This is a genomic window from Streptomyces sp. NBC_00162, from assembly GCF_024611995.1.
In the GTDB taxonomy this organism is placed as follows: domain Bacteria; phylum Actinomycetota; class Actinomycetes; order Streptomycetales; family Streptomycetaceae; genus Streptomyces.
Map to the genome: position 1 here is coordinate 2,520,319 of NZ_CP102509.1, position 16,033 is coordinate 2,536,351.

Sequence of the window (16,033 nt, forward strand, 5' to 3'; positions counted from 1 at the left end):
CATGGCCGGATGGACGAGGAGCTCCCGGGGAGACTGTCCCCCTACGTACGGCGGCCCGCGCGGGCGATGCTGCCCGGCTCTCCCGCCCCGGAGCGGCTGCTCCGCCGGATCGGCGGCTTCTTCCTCGTCCGGTTCCTGACGGCGCTGCCCGACGACCTCGCCGACGCGGTGTCGGCGCTCGCCGACCCGTTCGAGCGGGCAGCCCGTCTGGTCGGGCGGCTCTTCCACGGCCCGGCCCTGCGGGGCGGCTGGGACGGCGAGGCCGGCCGCCTCGCCCTGGCCCTGCACGGCTTCCACTGGACGCACTGGCGCACCGAGACCGTGGGCCCGTACGGCACGTTCGCCGCGACGGCGGGGAAGGTAGTGGTCCGGCCGCCCTGGGGCCGCGGCGACCCCGCACGCGAGTCGTACACCGCCGCCTGCGGCCTGCGCCGCGTCCCGCGGCTGCGCCGCCGGCCGTGCCGGGTGGACCTGGTCTTCACGGACGGCTCCTCGGTGGCCCTGCGGATGAACACCCGCGCGGACGCCGCCCGGCTGCGCGGTGCACTGGGTGGCTGGGCAGATGGCTAGCTGGACGAACTAGACCTTCGTCGGTGTGTGGTTGCCCTGGAGACGTGCCAGGTCCGAGGGCCGGACCTGGATGACGAACATCGCGATCACCGCCCCGACCAGGGTGAACAGGGCCGCCACGACGAAGGCCGCGCTGATGCCCGAGGTGAGCACCTGGTCGCTCCACGGCTTAGGGAACTGTCCCGTGCGCCGGAAGAAGGCCAGCTGGTCGGGGGTGGCCGTGCGCAGGAAGCCCGGCGCCGTTTCCCTGGCCTCGTTGCGGCTGGCCGTGCCGAAGACGGTCACCAGGATCGACAGGCCGAGCGAACCACCGACCTGCTGCGTCGCGTTCAGCAGTCCGGATGCCGCGCCCGACTCCCGGTCGGGGACGTTGGACAGCGCCATCAGGGTAAGCGAGACGAACTGCAGGCCCATGCCGGTGGCGAACACCAGCATGGGGCCGAAGATGCTGCCCATGTACGTCGAGTCGATGTCGGTCTGCGTCAGCCAGGCCAGTCCGGCCGCACAGCAGAGCGCGCCGGTGACCATGAAGGGCTTGGGCCCGAACTTGGGCAGCAGCTGCGAGGTGATCCCGGCCGCCACCGCGATCATGACGCTGACGGGCAGGAAGGCGAAGCCCGCCTGGAGGGGGCTGAAGCCGAGCACGTTCTGCACGAAGAGCGTCAGGAAGAAGAACATGCCGAAGATCGCGCAGGCGAGCATGAGCATGATCCCGTAGGTTCCGGCCCGGTTGCGGTCGGCGAACATGTGCAGCGGGGTGATCGGCTGGGGCGAGCGCCGCTCGTTGACGATGAAGAGGCTCAGCAGGACCACCGCGGCGCCGAAGGAGCCGAGCGTCACCGGGTCGCGCCAGCCGTCCTGGGCGGCGCGGATGAATCCGTAGACGAGCGAGACCATGCCCAGGGTGGACAGCAGCGCGCCCGCGAAGTCGAAGTGTCCGGGGTGGCGTTCGGACTCGTGGATGACCTTCACGGCCATGCCGGCTATGAGCAAGGCGATGGGGACGTTGACAAAGAGCACCCAGCGCCAGTTGAGCCATTCGACGAGGATGCCGCCGGCGAGCAGCCCGATCGCGCCGCCGCCGGCCGAGACCGCGGCGAACACGCCGAACGCCCGGTTACGGGCGGGCCCTTCGCGGAAGATGGTGGTGATCAGCGCGAGGGAGGTCGGCGAGGCGATGGCGCCGCCGACGCCCTGGAGGGCCCGGGCGGCCATCAGCTGGCCGGAGTTCTGGGCAAATCCGCCCAGCAGCGAGGCCAGTCCGAAGAGCAGGATGCCGAAGATGAAGACCCGCTTGCGGCCGAGGATGTCGCCGGTGCGCCCGCCGAGCAGCAGCAGTCCGCCGAACGTGAGGGTGTAGGCGTTGACCACCCAGGAGAGGCTCTCGGTGGAGAAGCCGAGGGCGGTCTGGATGTGCGGCAGCGCGATGTTCACGATGGTGATGTCGAGAACCACCATGAGCTGGCAGGAGGCGATGACGAACAGGGCGAGCCCGTTCCCGCTCCCTCGGACCTTGCCGTCGGTCCCGGTGCTGGTCGGCGATGCGTTCGGGTCCACCCTGTCGACGCTAAGCCCGCACACGTGGGGTCACCACTCGAACGGCCTAGTCCATGTGATATTTCACATGTCACACTACGATCATGGATGACTTCCTCAGGCTCTCCGCGAGCACCGCCCGGTTCACGTACGGCGCCCCGCGCGCCTTCGCTTTCGGGGACGAAGGACGGCTGCTCTGGTTCCTCCGGTCCACCGGCCCCACCGACCCCTTCGACAGCCTCTGGGTCCTCGACACGGCCACCGGAACCGAGTCCCGCCTTGCCGATCCCCTCGAGCTGTGCCCCGAGCTGCGCCGCGAGCCGGGCGCGCGCGCCGGGCTCCCCGGCCTCCCCGAGCTCCCCGCCGCCGAGCGCCGGCTCCGCGAGCGGATACGCCTCGTCGCCGCCGGGATCGGCTCGTACGCGCTCTCCGGCGACGGCCGGCGCGCCGTCTTCGCCCTCTACGGGCGGCTGTACGAGGTCACCGCCGACGGGACCGGGCAGCCCGCGCCGATCCCGGCCGCCGGACCCGCCCTGGACCCGCGCCCCAACCACGACGGCTCCCGCACCGCGTACGTCAGCGCCGACGCCCTGTACGTAGCCCCGGGCGGCCGGGTCAGCCCCGCCGACGGGGCCCGCTGGGGCCTCGCCGAGTTCGCGGCCGCCGAGGAGCTGGGCCGCTCCCGCGGGCACTGGTGGTCCCCGGACGGGGGCACCCTGCTGGCCGCCCGCGTCGTCGAATCCGCCCTCCAGCGGCGGTACTTCGCCGATCCCGCGCACCCCGAGCTCCCGGCCGGGGACTTCGCGTACCCCGAGGCGGGCGGGCCCAACGCCGAGGTGCAGCTGTGGGTGCTCGGCCCGGACGGGGCGCGGGTACGGCTGGACTGGGACGCGGAGAGCTACCCGTACCTCTCCGACGCCGGCTGGGAATCGACGGGGGAGATCCTGCTGACCGTCCAGGACCGGCTCCAGCAGACGGTGCTGCTGCTCTGCGCCGACCCGGCCACCGGCCGGACCCGGGAACTGTCCCGCACCGTGCACCCGCAGTGGGTGGACCCCCTCCCCGGCACCCCCGCCCGCCTCCCCGACGGGCGGATGCTGACCGCCGCCGACGCCCCCGGTGATGCCCGCGCCCTCGCGGTCGACGGCGCGCCGCTGACCGGCGACGGCCTCCAGGTCCGCCGCGTGGCCGGGGTACACGAGGGCCGGCTGCTGATCGAGGCCGGGCTGCGGGACCCCGCCGAGCAGCAGGTGCTCCTGCTCGACCCCGCGACCGGATCGCTCGCGCCGCTCGCCGACGGGCCCGGGGTGCACAGCGTCCAGGCCGGCGCCGGGACCCTGCTGCTGACCTCCGCCGACGCCGACGGGATCCGGCGCCTCGTACGCACCGCCGACGGGCGGGAGTTCACCCCCGTCGACCTGTCCCGGCCGCTGCCGTACCGGGTCGTGCCGGTCCTGGAGCGGGTCACCGAGCACGGCGTCCCCACCGCCCTGGTCCTCCCCCGCGACCACGTCCCCGGCCGGCGGCTCCCGGTCCTCGTCGACGCGTACGGCGGCCCCGGCTATCAGGACGTCAGCGCCGAGCCCCGCCGCTGGCAGGCCAAGCAGTGGTGGGCCGACCAGGGCTTCGCGGTGGTGACCGTCGACAACCGCGGCACCCCGTACGTCTCCCCCGCCTTCACGCACGCCATGTACCGCGGGTTCTCCGAGGTCACCCTGGAGGACCAGGTGGCGGCGCTCCGGGCCCTCGGCGCCCGGCACCCGGATCTCGACCTCGGCCGGGTCGGCGTCCGCGGCTGGTCCTACGGCGGCTACCTGTCGGCGATGGCGGTGCTGCGCCGCCCGGACGTCTTCCACGCGGCGGCCGCGGGCGCGGCACCGACCGACTTCCGGCACTACGACACGGCGTACACCGAGCGGTACCTGGGCCTGCCCCAGGACAACCCGGAGGTCTACGAGCGGGACTCGCTCCTCGCGGACGCCCCGAAGCTGACCCGCCCGCTGCTGCTGGTCACCGGCCTGGCCGACGACAACGTCCACCCCTCCCACACCCTGCGCCTCTCACAGGCCCTGACGGACGCGGGCCGCCCGCACCAGCTGCTGGCGCTGCCCGGTGTCACCCACATGACCCCGGGCGGAACGAGGGAGAAGGTGATGGCTCTGGAGCTGGAGTTCTTCAGGAGGGAACTCGGCTGATTCCGGGGCGAGGCGGACGAAGTCCGGGCGGGACTCCCCGGCCGGACCGCCCGGGCGAAACTGGCCGAAGGGCCCCGGAGACGTCATTGGCTCCGGGGCCCTGCCTTCCCGTGATCCCCGTCAGTCACCCGGGAAGTGACAAGCCACCTCTCTTGAGGCGGCGAGCTGCAGCAGTGGGCGTTCGGTGCGGCAGATCTGCTGCGCCTTGGGGCAGCGGGGGTGGAAGGTGCAGCCCGGGGGCGGGGCGGCCGGGCTCGGGGGGTCGCCGAGGAGGACGATCCGCTCGCGCCGCCGTTCCGCCGCCGGGTCGGGCAGCGGTACGGCGGACAACAGCGCCCGGGTGTAGGGGTGCTGGGGGTTCTCGTAGAGGGATGCCTTGTCCCCGATCTCGACGATCCTGCCGAGGTACATGACGGCGACGCGGTCGCTGACCCGTTTGACGACGGAGAGGTCGTGCGCGATGAACACGTAGGCGAGGCCCAGCTCCGCGCGCAGCCGTTCCATCAGGTTGACGATCTGTGCCTGTACGGAGACGTCGAGGGCGGAGACCGGCTCGTCGGCGACGATCAGCCGGGGGCTGGTGGCCAGCGAGCGGGCGATGCCGATGCGCTGGGCCTGGCCGCCGGAGAACTCGTGCGGGTAGCGGTCGATGTGTTCGGGGATCAGGCCCACCAGGTCCATCAGTTCGGCGGCCCGGCGGCGGGCGTCCGTCGCGCTCCAGCCCTGCACCAGCAGCGGGTCGGAGATGATGCGGGCCACCGTCTGGCGGGGGTTGAGGGAGGAGTGCGGGTCCTGGAAGACCATCTGGATGTTCTTGCGCAGCGGGCGCATGGCTCCCTGGGAGAGCCGGCTGATGTCCTTGCCGTCGAAGGCGACGCGGCCCGAGGTGGGTTCCAGGAGGCGTACGAGCATCCGGCCGGTGGTGGACTTCCCGCAGCCCGATTCCCCGACCAGGCCCAGGGTCTGACCGGCCGCCAGGTCGAAGGAGACCCCGTCCACGGCGCGCACGGGCGCCCCCCGGCGCCCGGTCGCGGACCGCTTCCCGGGGAAGGTCATGGTGAGGTCCCGTACGGACAGGAGCGGGTCGGTCGTGGTCATCGGGCCGCCTCCTCGGCGGTGCGGGCGCCGGCGAAGTGGCAGGCCACCGTCCGGCCCGGCGCGTCCCCGTACGTCTCCAGCTCCGGGCGTGCGTCGGTGCAGCGGGCCGCGGCGCGCGGGCAGCGCGGTGCGAAGGCGCAGCCCGGGGCCGGTGCGAGCAGGGACGGCGGGGAGCCGGGGATGAAGGGCAGCGGTTCGTCGTCGGCAGTGTCGAGGCGGGGCAGCGAGTCGAGCAGGCCCCGGGTGTAGGGGTGCGCGGGCTCCGCGAACAGGTCGTCGACCGGGGCCTGTTCGGCGGCCCGGCCGCCGTACATGACCAGCACCTCGTGGGCGACGCGGGCAACCACCCCCAGGTCGTGGGTGATCATCACGACGCCGAGGCCGCGCTCCTGCTGGAGCGTGGCGATCAGCTCCAGGATCTGGGCCTGCACGGTGACGTCCAGGGCGGTGGTGGGCTCGTCGGCGATCAGCAGGTCGGGTTCGCATGCCAGGGCCATGGCGATCATCGCGCGCTGGCGCATGCCACCGGAGAACTGGTGCGGGTACTCCCCCGCCCGGCGGGCCGGTTCCGGGATGCCGACCTCGCCGAGCATGTCGACGGCCCGTTTGCGCGCGGCGGCCCTCCCGGCCTTGAAGTGCACCCGGAAGTGCTCGGCGATCTGCTCGCCCACCGTGTAGTAGGGGTGGAGGCTGGAGAGCGGGTCCTGGAAGATCATCGCCACCTTGCGGCCGCGGATCTTGGACAGTTCCCGTTCGGAGAGAGCGGTCAGCTCCCGTCCGGAGAGGGCCACGGAGCCGGTTACCTCGGCCGCGCCCCGGTGCAGGCCCATGACGGCCAGCGAGGTGACCGACTTGCCGGAGCCGGACTCGCCGACGATGCCGAGGGTGCGGCCCGCCTCGACGGTGAAGCCGAGCGAGTCGACGGCCCGTACGGTGCCGCGCGGGGTGGTGAACGTGACGCGCAGATCGCGCACTTCGAGGAGCGGGGCGGTGTTTTCCGCGGCCATCAGTACCTCACCCTCGGGTCGATCACGGCGTAGAGGAGGTCGACGGCGAGGTTGGCGACGACGATGAAGAAGGCGGCGAGCAGGGTGACCCCGAGGACCACGGGCTGGTCCGAACTGACCAGCGCCCCGTAGAACAGCCGCCCGATACCGGGGAGTCCGAAGATGGACTCGGTGATCACGGCTCCGGCGAGCAGTCCGCCGAGGTCCATTCCGAAGATGGTGAGGATGGGGGTCATCCCGGAGCGCAGTCCGTGTTTGACGACGACGGTGCGCTCGGGCATGCCCTTGGCGCGGGCGGTACGGATGTACGGCTCGGCCATCGCCTCGATCATCGAACCCCGGCTCTGGCGTGCGTACATGGCGGCGTACAGCAGCGCGAGCGCGGTCCAGGGCAGGAGGAGGTTGGAGGCCCAGGCGAGCGGGTTGTCGGTGAAGGCCTGGTAGGTGGGATAGGGCAGCAGGCCGGCGATGCGGATGACCCCGTAGATCAGCATCACGGAGGTGAAGTAGACGGGCAGGGAGGCCGCGGCGACGGCGCCGACCATCAGGGCCTTGTCGGTGGCGGTGTCCTTGCGCAGGGCGGCGGTGACCCCGGCGCCCAGGCCCAGCACGAGCCAGAGCGCGGCGGCGCCGACGGCGAGGGAGGCGGAGACCGGAAGCCGGTCCATGAGCAGGTCCCAGACGGGCAGGGAGTTCTCGTACGAGTAGCCCAGGCACGGGAAGTCGCACTGGACGGCGTACTGGCCGGTGCCGAGGGTGCGGCCGGTGAAGATGCCGGTCAGGAAGTCGGTGAACTGGCGCCACAGGGGCTGGTCGAGCCCCAGGTACGCCCGTACGTCGGCCAGCCGCTCGGCGCTGCAGGTCTTGCCGCAGGCGGCCGCGGCCGGGTCGGAGGGCAGGACGTAGAAGATGAGGAAGGTGACGGCGGCGATGGCGAGGAGCACACCGGCCAGGGCCAGGAGCCGGCGGGCGAGGTAGAAGATCAACTGCGGCCGCCCCTCGGGTCGAGGATGTCGCGCAGGGCGTCGCCGAGCAGGGTGAAGGCGAGCACGGCGAGGAAGAGGAAGACGCTCGGGATGACGAAGTACATGGGATCGGTCTCGTAGAAGGCGACGGACTCGGCGATCATCTGGCCCCAGGAGGGGGTGGGCGGGCGGACGCCCACGCCGAGGTAGCTGAGCGCGGCCTCGGTGCTGATCATGCCGGGGATGAGCAGGGTGGTGTAGGCGATGACCGGGCCCGAGACGCCGGGGAGGATGTCGCGGGTCAGGATCCGCCAGGAGCTCGAACCGCCGACGCGGGCGGCGTCCACGTACTCACGGTGTTTGAGGGAGAGCGACTGGCCGCGGACGACGCGGGCGACGCCGGGCCAGCCGAAGACCCCGATCACGGCGGTCATGAGGACGATCCGGTTGACGTCCTTGGCCACGGACAGCATCGCGATCATGAAGATCAGGGAGGGGAAGGACATGGTGAGGTCCATGAGCCGGGACAGGATCGCGTCGGTGCGGCCGCCGAAGTAGCCGGCGGCGATTCCGGCGGCGGTGCCCGCGACCACCACGATGGCGGTGGCGGCGAAGGCGATGAGCAGGGAGACCTGCGCGCCGTGGACCACGCGGGCGAACAGGTCGCGGCCGGTGACGGGTTCGACGCCGAGCCAGTGCTCGGGGCCGATCCCGCCGAAGGAGCCCAGCGGCAGGCCCCCGAGGTAGGGGTCGATGGCGGTCTTGTCGAACTCCTCCGGGGACCAGCCGCCGAGCGCGCCCAGCCAGGGGGCGGTGACGGCCATGAGGACGAAGAGGAGGACGAGGCAGAGGCTGACGCGGACGGCGGGGCGGCGGCGGAGTTCCCGCCGGGCGAGCTGCCAGGGGCTGCTGCCGGGCGCTGCCGCGGGCCCGGCTTTGACGGCGTCGGGGACCGGGGTGGTGGCGGTCATGGTGGCGGTGGCTCCGGATTCCTCAGCCCTGGCTCTTCGACGGGTCCTTGAGGCCGACCGTCGCGTAGTCGATCTCGCCGGTCCACACGGGGTGGCCGAACGCGCCGGCGATGTTGGGGCCGACGAGCAGCGGCTTGCGCTCCAGCAGGATCGGGATGGACGGGGACTTCTTCATGAGCTCCGCGTCCAGGTCGATCCAGGCCTGATTGGCCTGCTTCGCGTCGGCCATGTTGTTGATCTCGTCGATCCGCTTGATGGTCGCCTCGTCGCGGAACTGGCTGTAGTTGCCCTGGTTGCCCTTGTCCTTGATGGTGCGTCCGTCGAAGACGAAGGGGATCCAGGTGGAGCCGGACGGGTAGTCGGGGCACCAGCCGGTGAAGGTCATGTCGGGGGTGGTGGCGAGGTCGCCGATGACGTCGTAGTACGCGCCCGGGTCGACGGTGTCGATGACGACCTCGATGCCCGCGCGGGACAGGCCCTGCTGGATGGCCTCGGCGGCGCCCTTGTCACCGGTGGAGACGGACAGGGAGACCTTGAGCTTCTCCTTGCCGGCGGCCTTCAGCAGTTCCTTGGCCTTGGCCGGGTCGCCGGCCGGGGCGATCTTCAGCGTGTCGGCCTGCTTGCCGCCGGTCAGGGCCGGGGGCAGGTAGGCGGTGGCGATCTCGTTGAGGGCCGGGCCGCCGCCCGCGGTGACCACGGCCTCCTTGTCGACGGCGTACTGCATGGCCTCGCGGACCTTGGGGTCGTCGAAGGGGGCGCGGGAGTTGTTCAGGTAGAGCATCTCGGTACAGCCCTTGGACTCCGCGATCAGGCGCGCCTTGACGTCCGGCTTGGGCAGCACCTTGGGGGCGCTCTCGGGGCGCATGTCGGCGTACTGGACGGTGGAGGCGTCGGCGCCCTCCCCGGCGATGATGCGGTCGTCGATCTGGCCGCCCTTGAGGCCCATGACGACGACGAACTTGTCCGGGTAGGCCTTGCGCACGGTGTCGGTCTTCGTGTCCCAGTGCTCGTTGCGGACCAGGACCAGCTTCTTGTCGCGGTCGTACGACTCGATCTTGTACGGGCCGGAGGAGAACGGGCGGGCGTCGTACTGGGTGCCCTTCTCCTGGGACTGGGGTACGGGCGAGAAGGTGGGCAGGGTGGCGGTCGCGGAGAACTCGGCGACGGGCCGCTTGAGCTCGAAGACGATCGTGCGGTCGTCGGGGGTCTTCACGGAGTCGAGGTGCTGCCCCTGGAGCGGGCCCTTGTAGCCCTCGGTCCCGGCCAGGTACTGGGCCGCGTAGTCGGGGCCGCCGGTGAGGTCGGGGGCGAAGGAGCGCTCGACGTTGTACTTGACGTCCTGGGCCTTGACGGGCGAGCCGTCCTCGTACTTGACGCCCTCCTTGAGGGTGAAGGTCCAGGTGCGGCCGCCGTTGGAGGGAGTGCCCAGGTCGGTGGCGAGGTCGGGAACGAGCTCGCTGCCGCCCTTGCCCGGCTCGGCCTTGAAGGTCACCAGGGTGCGGTAGAGCAGCCGCGTGCCGAAGTCCATGGTCGGCATGACCCAGTTGCGGGCGGGGTCGAGGTGCGCGAAGTCCTGGTTGGACAGGACGGTCAGGGTGCCGCCCTTGACCGGGCTGCCGCCGAGGATCTTGCCGTCGTTGGCGGCGGCGGGGTTGGACGCGCCGCCGCCCGCGGAGCCCTTCTTGGTGTCGGAGCAGCCCGAGGCGCCGAGTGCGAGTGCCGCCACCAGAGCGGTGGCGAGGGCGAGTTGGGTGCGCTTGGTCATGGGTCACTCCAGTGAAGGGCCGCGCTTTAGGATGTGACCGGTAACATAGTAATGTGAAATTGTACTGACAAGGGGTTGAGCGGCCCGTTATCCAGCCGTGTCCAAATCCGGGCACTCGAAGGCGAGTTGAGTCGGTCCTGTCACTCCACGGGAGGCCCCGACAACGCGCGGCGCCAGGCGGTCGAGGGCCTTCACCCCGTCACCACCTGGCGCCGCGCGTCACGACGGACGGCCGGAGCGGCACCCACTCCCGCCCGGGATCAGATCAGTGCTGCGCACCGACCATGGGTTCCTTGTGCTTGCCCTTGTCCCTGTCCTTGTCCTTGTGCTTGCCCGGGGCCGAGACCGGACGGAAGTCAGGGTTCGTCACACAGCCGAGGTTGCGGTAGATGCGGTCGTTCGTCTGCGGGTCCCGGCCGACGAAGTGGTACTGGCAAGCCCCCTCGATGAACCTGCCTTCAATGCCGCCGGGGAAGTCGATCTCCTTGTTCCACAGGAAGGTCGACACGAGGCCGGTCTGCCGTGCGGTGGCGTTGACGTCGATCCCGCCGGGAGCCTGGATCGCGTACACCCAGCCGTCGGCCCCGCCCCCCGCGGCGAATTCCTGCGCCACCCACCGCTCACAACTGGTGCTCACGTGCGCGGCGTTCGGCTGCTGGCCGCCCCCGGTGATCCACTGCAACAGCGGCGTGAGGTCCGTGCCCCGCGGCTTGAAGCCGGTGGGGAAGATCGTCTGGGGGTCCCGCGAGTCGCCCCGCCACAGCGTGTTCACGTCGTGCCGCCAGTACCAGGCCTCGCTCACCGCGGCCAGGTCCACCTCCGGCTGGATCGTGGGGTCCGTCGTGGTCTGCAGCCACTCCGACGCACGGTAGCCGCCGGTCGGGCCGCAGGGGCCGGTGTCGCGGATCTGCTGCGGGGTGCCCGGGTACGGATCCGCCGCGGCGCCGGCGGGCGAGCCGACCCCCAACGAGACGGTGACCAGGACGGCGGCGGAAGCGATCCGAATTGCAGTCTTCAACACGGTCGGCACAACCTCTTCGCTCGGTGCACAGGACTCGGTGTTATTAGCCGAATTTCCGACGCAACCGACCTTCGTCCGCATCCGTCACCCGGTGGCACCACGAGGCCCACCCGCCCGGCGCAGGCCGCCGGCCCGGCGAACCCTCCCGTTCACCCGTGCTAGACGCCGGAGCCGAGGCCTCCCGGGGTGCGGCCAACGGGCTCGTCGCGGCCCTGGGCCCACAGGGAGCGGACGTGGCCGAGGTGGCGGACCATGCAGGCCTCGGCCGCCGCGGCGTCACCGGAGAGCATCAGGTCGAGCAGTTCGAGGTGCTCCTCCGCCGAGGACACCAGCTTGCCGGCCTCGTCCAGACCGGTCAGCCCGTACAGCCGGGACCGCTTGCGCAGGTCGCCGACCGTCTCGACGAGGCGGTCGTTGCCCGCGAGCCCGAGCAACGTGAGGTGGAAGCGGCGGTCCGCCTCCAGGTAGCCGATCAGGTTGTGCTCGCGGGCGCTGGTGACGATCTCCTGCGCGATGGGACGCAGCGCCTCCAGTTGCTCGGCCGTGGCGATCTTCGTGATCCGCCCGATGGTCGGCACCTCGATCATCGTGCGCAGCTCGGTGTACTGGTCGAGGTCGCGCTCGCTGACCTCGGTGATGCGGAACCCCTTGTTGCGGACAGGTTCGACCAGGCCCTCGCGGGCGAGGTCGAGCATCGCCTCGCGCACCGGCGTGGCCGAAACGCCGAGTTCGGCCGCGAGCCCGGGGGCGGAGTAGACGCTTCCGGGGCGCAGCTCACCCGCTATCAGGGCTGCTCGGAGGGCGTGGCCGACCTGGTCGCGGAGCCGTTCCTGGGCCTTGATGAGACTGTGCTGCTTCAGGTCACCCATTGCATTTCCTCCGAGACGCCCTACACCGGCGATGGGCAGAGGAACAGCGTACAATGTCACGTTTCGCTGCTCGCCCCGGCGGCCTGGAACAGCGCGACCGCCACGGCAAGATCTTCCCAGGCCATGCCCACACTCTTGAAGAGCTGTGGACAACCCGGCGTCCCGCCCACGGGCATCCGGCCCGTGACGAGGTCCGCGAGGGTGCCGGTGATGTGGCCGGGCCCGATGGCGCCCTCGGCCTCCGGGACCAGCAGGTCCCCCGCCTCGCGCAGGGCCGCCGCGCGCGACTCCACGTACACCGCCGCGCGTCGCACGAGGGCGGTGTCCGTCTCCCGGGCCTCCGGCTCGTGCGAACCGACGGCGACGACCGTTGCCCCGGGGCCCACCAGCCGCCCGTCGAAGAGGGGTTCCCGGGCCGTGGTGCAGCAGACGACCAGATCGGCGCCGGCCACGTCCTCGGGGGTGCCCGTGCGGGCGGCCGGGCCCAGGCTGCGGGCGTGCGCGGCGAGCTTCTCCGCGCCCTCGGGCCTGCGGGCGACGACCACCACCTCGGCCAACTCCCGTACCGCGAGCGTCGCTTCGAGGTGCCCGTACGCCTGCGGACCCGAGCCGAAGAGCACCAGTCGCAGCGGCCGCCCGGCCGGCGCCAGGTGGCGCAGCGCGAGGGCGGAGACCGCCGGGGTGCGCAGGGCGGTCAGCGCCGCGCCGTCGAGCAGGGCGAGCGGGCGCAGGGTCGGCCCGTCCAGCAGCAGGTAGGACCCGGTGATCCGGGGCAGCCCGCGAGCCGGATTGCCCGGCGCGACCCCGGCGATCTTCACCCCGGCGTACGTCCCGGACGCGGCCGGCATCAGCAGCAGTTCGCCACCGCCGGGTACGGGGAGGGCGGTGCGCTGCGGGCAGCCCTCCGGGTCGAGGCCGCCCCGCAGGGCGGCGGCCAGTGCGTCGGCCGCGGCGGCCGGGGTGAGCAGCCCGGCCGTCTGCTCGGCGGTCAGTTGCGGGATCACAGCAGGTCCGCTCATAGCAAAAACCCCGCGCCGAGGGCGTCGTACGGGTCGGCCGTGAAGGCGTGTTCACCGGTGCGGTAGGCGGTGCCGGTGACCTCGGTGACGCCACCGGGGAGCATCCGTCCGGTGAACACCGTGCCCATGACCGACTCGTGCAGCAGGTCCTCGCCCGGACCGAGCCGCCCGTCTTCCGCGAGCAGCGCGAGCCGCGTCGAGGTGCCCGAGCCGCAGGGCGAGCGGTCGATCTGACCGTCGGCGAAGACGGTGACGTTGCGCTGGTGCGGCCCGAAGGGAGTGCCGGGGAGCTCCTCGTACAGGATCACCCCGTAGACCCCGGACAGGAGCGGGCCGTCGGGGTGCCAGGTGGCCGGGTGGGTGGCCAGCGCGGCACGGATCTCCTGGCCGGCCCGCACAAGCGCGGGCAGCGAGGCCCGGGAGACGTCGAGGCCGAGGTCGCGGGCGGCGACCGAGGCGTAGCAGGCCCCGGCGTGCGCGAGGTCCACCTCCGCCATGCCGAGGGTGGTCGCCACCGGCACCTTGCGGGCGCTCACCCGGGCCGGGACGTTGCGGAAGGTGACACCGGTGGTGCGGCCCCCGTCCCGGTGCACGGTCGCGGTGACCCGGCCCGACGGCACGTCGATGCGCACCTGGGCGTCCCCGTCGTCGGGTGCGGCGACCCGGCCGGTGTCCACGGCCCAGACGCCGAGGGCCATGGCGCCGTGGCCGCAGGCGGTGGAGTAGCCGTCCTTGTGCCAGAAGAGCACCCCGAAGTGGGCCCCGTCGTCGTCGGGCGGGACGACGAAGCCCCCGTACATCCCGGCGTGCCCGCGCGGCTCCTGCACCAGCAGGCGCCGTACGTCGTCCAGTGCCCCGCGGCGCGGTGCGGTTCCGGATCCTCCGGGGCCGATGGCGGTGGCACAGCGTTCGGCGACGGTGTCACCGGGCACGGCCAGGCCCTCCGCGCCGCAGTCGACGATGCGGAAGGGCTCGCCGGCGGTGTGGTAGTCCACCGTTCGGACGGTGCTCACAGCAGGAAGCCTCCGGGGAAGGGGTCGGCCGGGTCGAGGAAGTACTGGGCGGTGCCCGTGATCCAGGCCCGGCCGGTGACGGTGGGGACCACGGCCGGGAGCCCGCCGACGGTGGTCTCGCCGACGAGGCGGCCGGTGAACTCGGTGCCGATGAAGGACTCGTTGACGAAGTCCGCGCCGAGCTCCAGCAGGCCGCGGGCGTGCAGCTGGGCCATGCGCGCGCTGGTGCCCGTACCGCAGGGCGAGCGGTCGAACCAGCCCGGGTGGATGGCCATCGCGTGCCTGGAGCGGCGGGCGTCGGAGCCGGGGGCGGCGAGGTAGACGTGCTTGACCCCGGCGATGGAGGGGTTCTCGGGGTGGACGGGCCGGTCCCCGGAGCCGTTGATCGCGTCCATGATCGCGAGCCCGGCGGTGAGCAGCTCGTCCTTGCGGGCGCGGTCGAAGGGGAGCCCGAGGTCGTCGAGTTCGACGAAGGCGTAGAAGTTTCCGCCGTAGGCGAGGTCGTAGGTGACCGTGCCGAAGCCGGGGACCTCGGCCTTCAGGTCGAGCCCTACGCAGAAGGACGGGACGTTGGTGAGGGTGACCGCGGTGGCCGCGCCGTCCTCCACCCGGACGTCGACGCTCACCAGTCCGGCCGGGGTGTCGAGCCGGACGGTGGTGACCGGCTCGACGACGGGCACCATGCCGGTCTCGACCAGCACGGTGGCCACCCCGATGGTCCCGTGCCCGCACATCGGCAGCAGGCCCGACACCTCGATGTAGAGCACGCCGAAGTCGGCGTCGGGCCGGGTGGGCGGCTGGAGGATGGCGCCGCTCATCGCGGCGTGCCCGCGCGGCTCGTACATGAGCAGCGTCCGCACGTGGTCCGTGTGCTCGATGAAGTGGAGCCGCTTCTCGGCCATCGTGGCGCCGGGGATCACCCCGATGCCCCCGGTGATGACGCGGGTCGGCATGCCCTCGGTGTGCGAGTCCACCGCGTGGTAGACGTGGCGCGTACGCATGGAGTCCCCTCCGACAGGGTGTTATCCGACAGGGTGCTAGTTGAGACCCTCGGCGAGGGCCTTCTCGGTGGCGGCGCGGACGGCGGCCTCGGTGTCGCCGGTGAGCGGGAAGCGCGGCGGGCGGGTGGCGCCGCCGGGGCGGCCCGCCAGGTCCATGGAGAGCTTGATGGCCTGGACGAACTCGGTCTTGGAGTCCCAGCGCAGCAGGGAGTGCAGGGACTTGTAGAGCGGCAGGGCGGTGGCGAGGTCACCGGCGACGGCGGCCCGGTAGAGGGTGGCGCAGGACTGCGGCAGGGCGTTGGGGTAGCCGGCTATCCAGCCGACGGCGCCCGCGAGGGCGAGTTCGAGGAGGACGTCGTCGGCGCCGATGAGCAGGTCCAGGCCGGGGGCGAGTTCGGCGATCTCGTAGGCGCGGCGCACGTCCCCGCTGAACTCCTTGACGGCGACGATGGATCCGTCGGCGTGCAGCCGGGCCAGCAGGGCCGGGACCAGGTCGACCTTGGTGTCGTACGGGTTGTTGTACGCGACGACGGGCAGCCCGGCGCGGGCGACCTCGGCGTAGTGGGCGCGTACGGTCTCCTCGTCGGCCCGGAAGGCGTTGGGGGGCAGCAGGAGTACGGAGCCGGCCCCGGCCTCGGCGGCCTGCTCGGCCCAGCGGCGGGCTTCGGCGCTGCCGTAGGCGGCGACTCCGGGCATGACGCGGGATCCGTCGCCCGCGGCCTCGACGGCGGTACGGACGACGCGGGCCCGCTCCTCGTCGTCGAGGGTCTGGTACTCGCCGAGGGAGCCGTTGGGGACCACGCCGTCGCAGCCGTTGGCGATCAGCCAGGCCACGTGCTCGGCGTAGGCGTCGTAGTCGACGCTGAGGTCCTCGCGCAGGGGCAGCGCGGTGGCGACCATGATGCCGTGCCAGGGGCGGGTGCGGGTGTCCGTGCCGGTGGCCGGGCGGGGCGCGGGGGTGGGCGCGTGGGTCATGAGGTGACTCCCTAGTGTGGTGTGTGAC

Annotated in this window: 14 protein-coding genes and 1 pseudogene; 2 read left to right on the top strand and 13 right to left on the bottom strand. The window is 72.2% G+C overall.

What is annotated here, in order from left to right; genetic code table 11:
- Window positions 1–9: 9 nt before the first annotated feature.
- Window positions 10–570: a hypothetical protein gene (locus JIW86_RS11910; protein ID WP_257553729.1), complete on the top strand. Its 561-nt coding sequence runs from the start codon at window positions 10–12 to the stop codon at window positions 568–570.
- A gap of 9 nt (window positions 571–579) precedes the next feature.
- Here JIW86_RS11910 and JIW86_RS11915 read toward each other — a convergent pair whose 3' ends face one another.
- Window positions 580–2,127, bottom strand: coding sequence for an MFS transporter (locus tag JIW86_RS11915; protein ID WP_257553730.1), 1,548 nt, complete (start codon window positions 2,125–2,127; stop codon window positions 580–582).
- Window positions 2,128–2,210: 83 nt separating this feature from the next.
- On the opposite strand from JIW86_RS11915, the gene JIW86_RS11920 reads away from it, so the two are divergent.
- Window positions 2,211–4,301, top strand: a complete 2,091-nt coding sequence (locus tag JIW86_RS11920; RefSeq protein ID WP_257553731.1) for a S9 family peptidase — start codon at window positions 2,211–2,213, stop codon at window positions 4,299–4,301.
- 120 nt (window positions 4,302–4,421) lie between these two features.
- Here JIW86_RS11920 and JIW86_RS11925 read toward each other — a convergent pair whose 3' ends face one another.
- The 12 genes and pseudogenes from JIW86_RS11925 to JIW86_RS11975 form a co-directional block, all read right to left on the bottom strand.
- On the bottom strand, window positions 4,422–5,399 hold the full coding sequence (locus JIW86_RS11925; RefSeq protein WP_257553732.1) for an ABC transporter ATP-binding protein: 978 nt from the start codon (window positions 5,397–5,399) through the stop codon (window positions 4,422–4,424).
- A complete protein-coding gene (locus JIW86_RS11930; protein WP_257553733.1) occupies window positions 5,396–6,406 on the bottom strand; it encodes an ABC transporter ATP-binding protein in 1,011 nt (336 codons plus the stop codon). The genes JIW86_RS11925 and JIW86_RS11930 overlap by 4 nt, the downstream gene beginning before the upstream one ends.
- Entirely contained in the window at window positions 6,406–7,392 is a 987-nt protein-coding gene (locus tag JIW86_RS11935; protein WP_257553734.1) for an ABC transporter permease, read from the bottom strand. Before JIW86_RS11935 ends, JIW86_RS11930 begins: the two co-directional genes overlap by 1 nt.
- Entirely contained in the window at window positions 7,389–8,195 is an 807-nt protein-coding gene (locus JIW86_RS11940) for an ABC transporter permease (protein WP_416237677.1), read from the bottom strand. Before JIW86_RS11940 ends, JIW86_RS11935 begins: the two co-directional genes overlap by 4 nt.
- A pseudogene (locus JIW86_RS42175) lies at window positions 8,184–8,267 on the bottom strand (hypothetical protein); the annotation flags it as partial. The pseudogene JIW86_RS42175 and the gene JIW86_RS11940, both read right to left, overlap by 12 nt.
- A gap of 97 nt (window positions 8,268–8,364) precedes the next feature.
- Entirely contained in the window at window positions 8,365–10,107 is a 1,743-nt protein-coding gene (locus JIW86_RS11945; RefSeq protein ID WP_257553736.1) for an ABC transporter substrate-binding protein, read from the bottom strand.
- Between the two features lie 265 nt (window positions 10,108–10,372).
- Window positions 10,373–11,128: a hypothetical protein gene (locus JIW86_RS11950; RefSeq protein ID WP_416237553.1), complete on the bottom strand. Its 756-nt coding sequence runs from the start codon at window positions 11,126–11,128 to the stop codon at window positions 10,373–10,375.
- Window positions 11,129–11,286: 158 nt separating this feature from the next.
- A complete protein-coding gene (locus tag JIW86_RS11955) occupies window positions 11,287–11,997 on the bottom strand; it encodes a GntR family transcriptional regulator (protein WP_215142323.1) in 711 nt (236 codons plus the stop codon).
- Between the two features lie 56 nt (window positions 11,998–12,053).
- A complete protein-coding gene (locus tag JIW86_RS11960; RefSeq protein WP_215142325.1) occupies window positions 12,054–13,016 on the bottom strand; it encodes an ornithine cyclodeaminase family protein in 963 nt (320 codons plus the stop codon).
- Window positions 13,013–14,029 carry a proline racemase family protein gene (locus JIW86_RS11965; RefSeq protein ID WP_257553738.1) on the bottom strand — a complete coding sequence of 339 codons (1,017 nt, stop codon included), beginning with the start codon at window positions 14,027–14,029 and terminating at the stop codon, window positions 13,013–13,015. Before JIW86_RS11965 ends, JIW86_RS11960 begins: the two co-directional genes overlap by 4 nt.
- Complete coding sequence (locus tag JIW86_RS11970) at window positions 14,026–15,030, bottom strand: proline racemase family protein (protein WP_257553739.1); 1,005 nt, start codon at window positions 15,028–15,030, stop codon at window positions 14,026–14,028. Before JIW86_RS11970 ends, JIW86_RS11965 begins: the two co-directional genes overlap by 4 nt.
- 36 nt (window positions 15,031–15,066) lie before the next feature.
- Complete coding sequence (locus tag JIW86_RS11975) at window positions 15,067–16,005, bottom strand: dihydrodipicolinate synthase family protein (protein ID WP_257553740.1); 939 nt, start codon at window positions 16,003–16,005, stop codon at window positions 15,067–15,069.
- Window positions 16,006–16,033 lie beyond the last annotated feature (28 nt).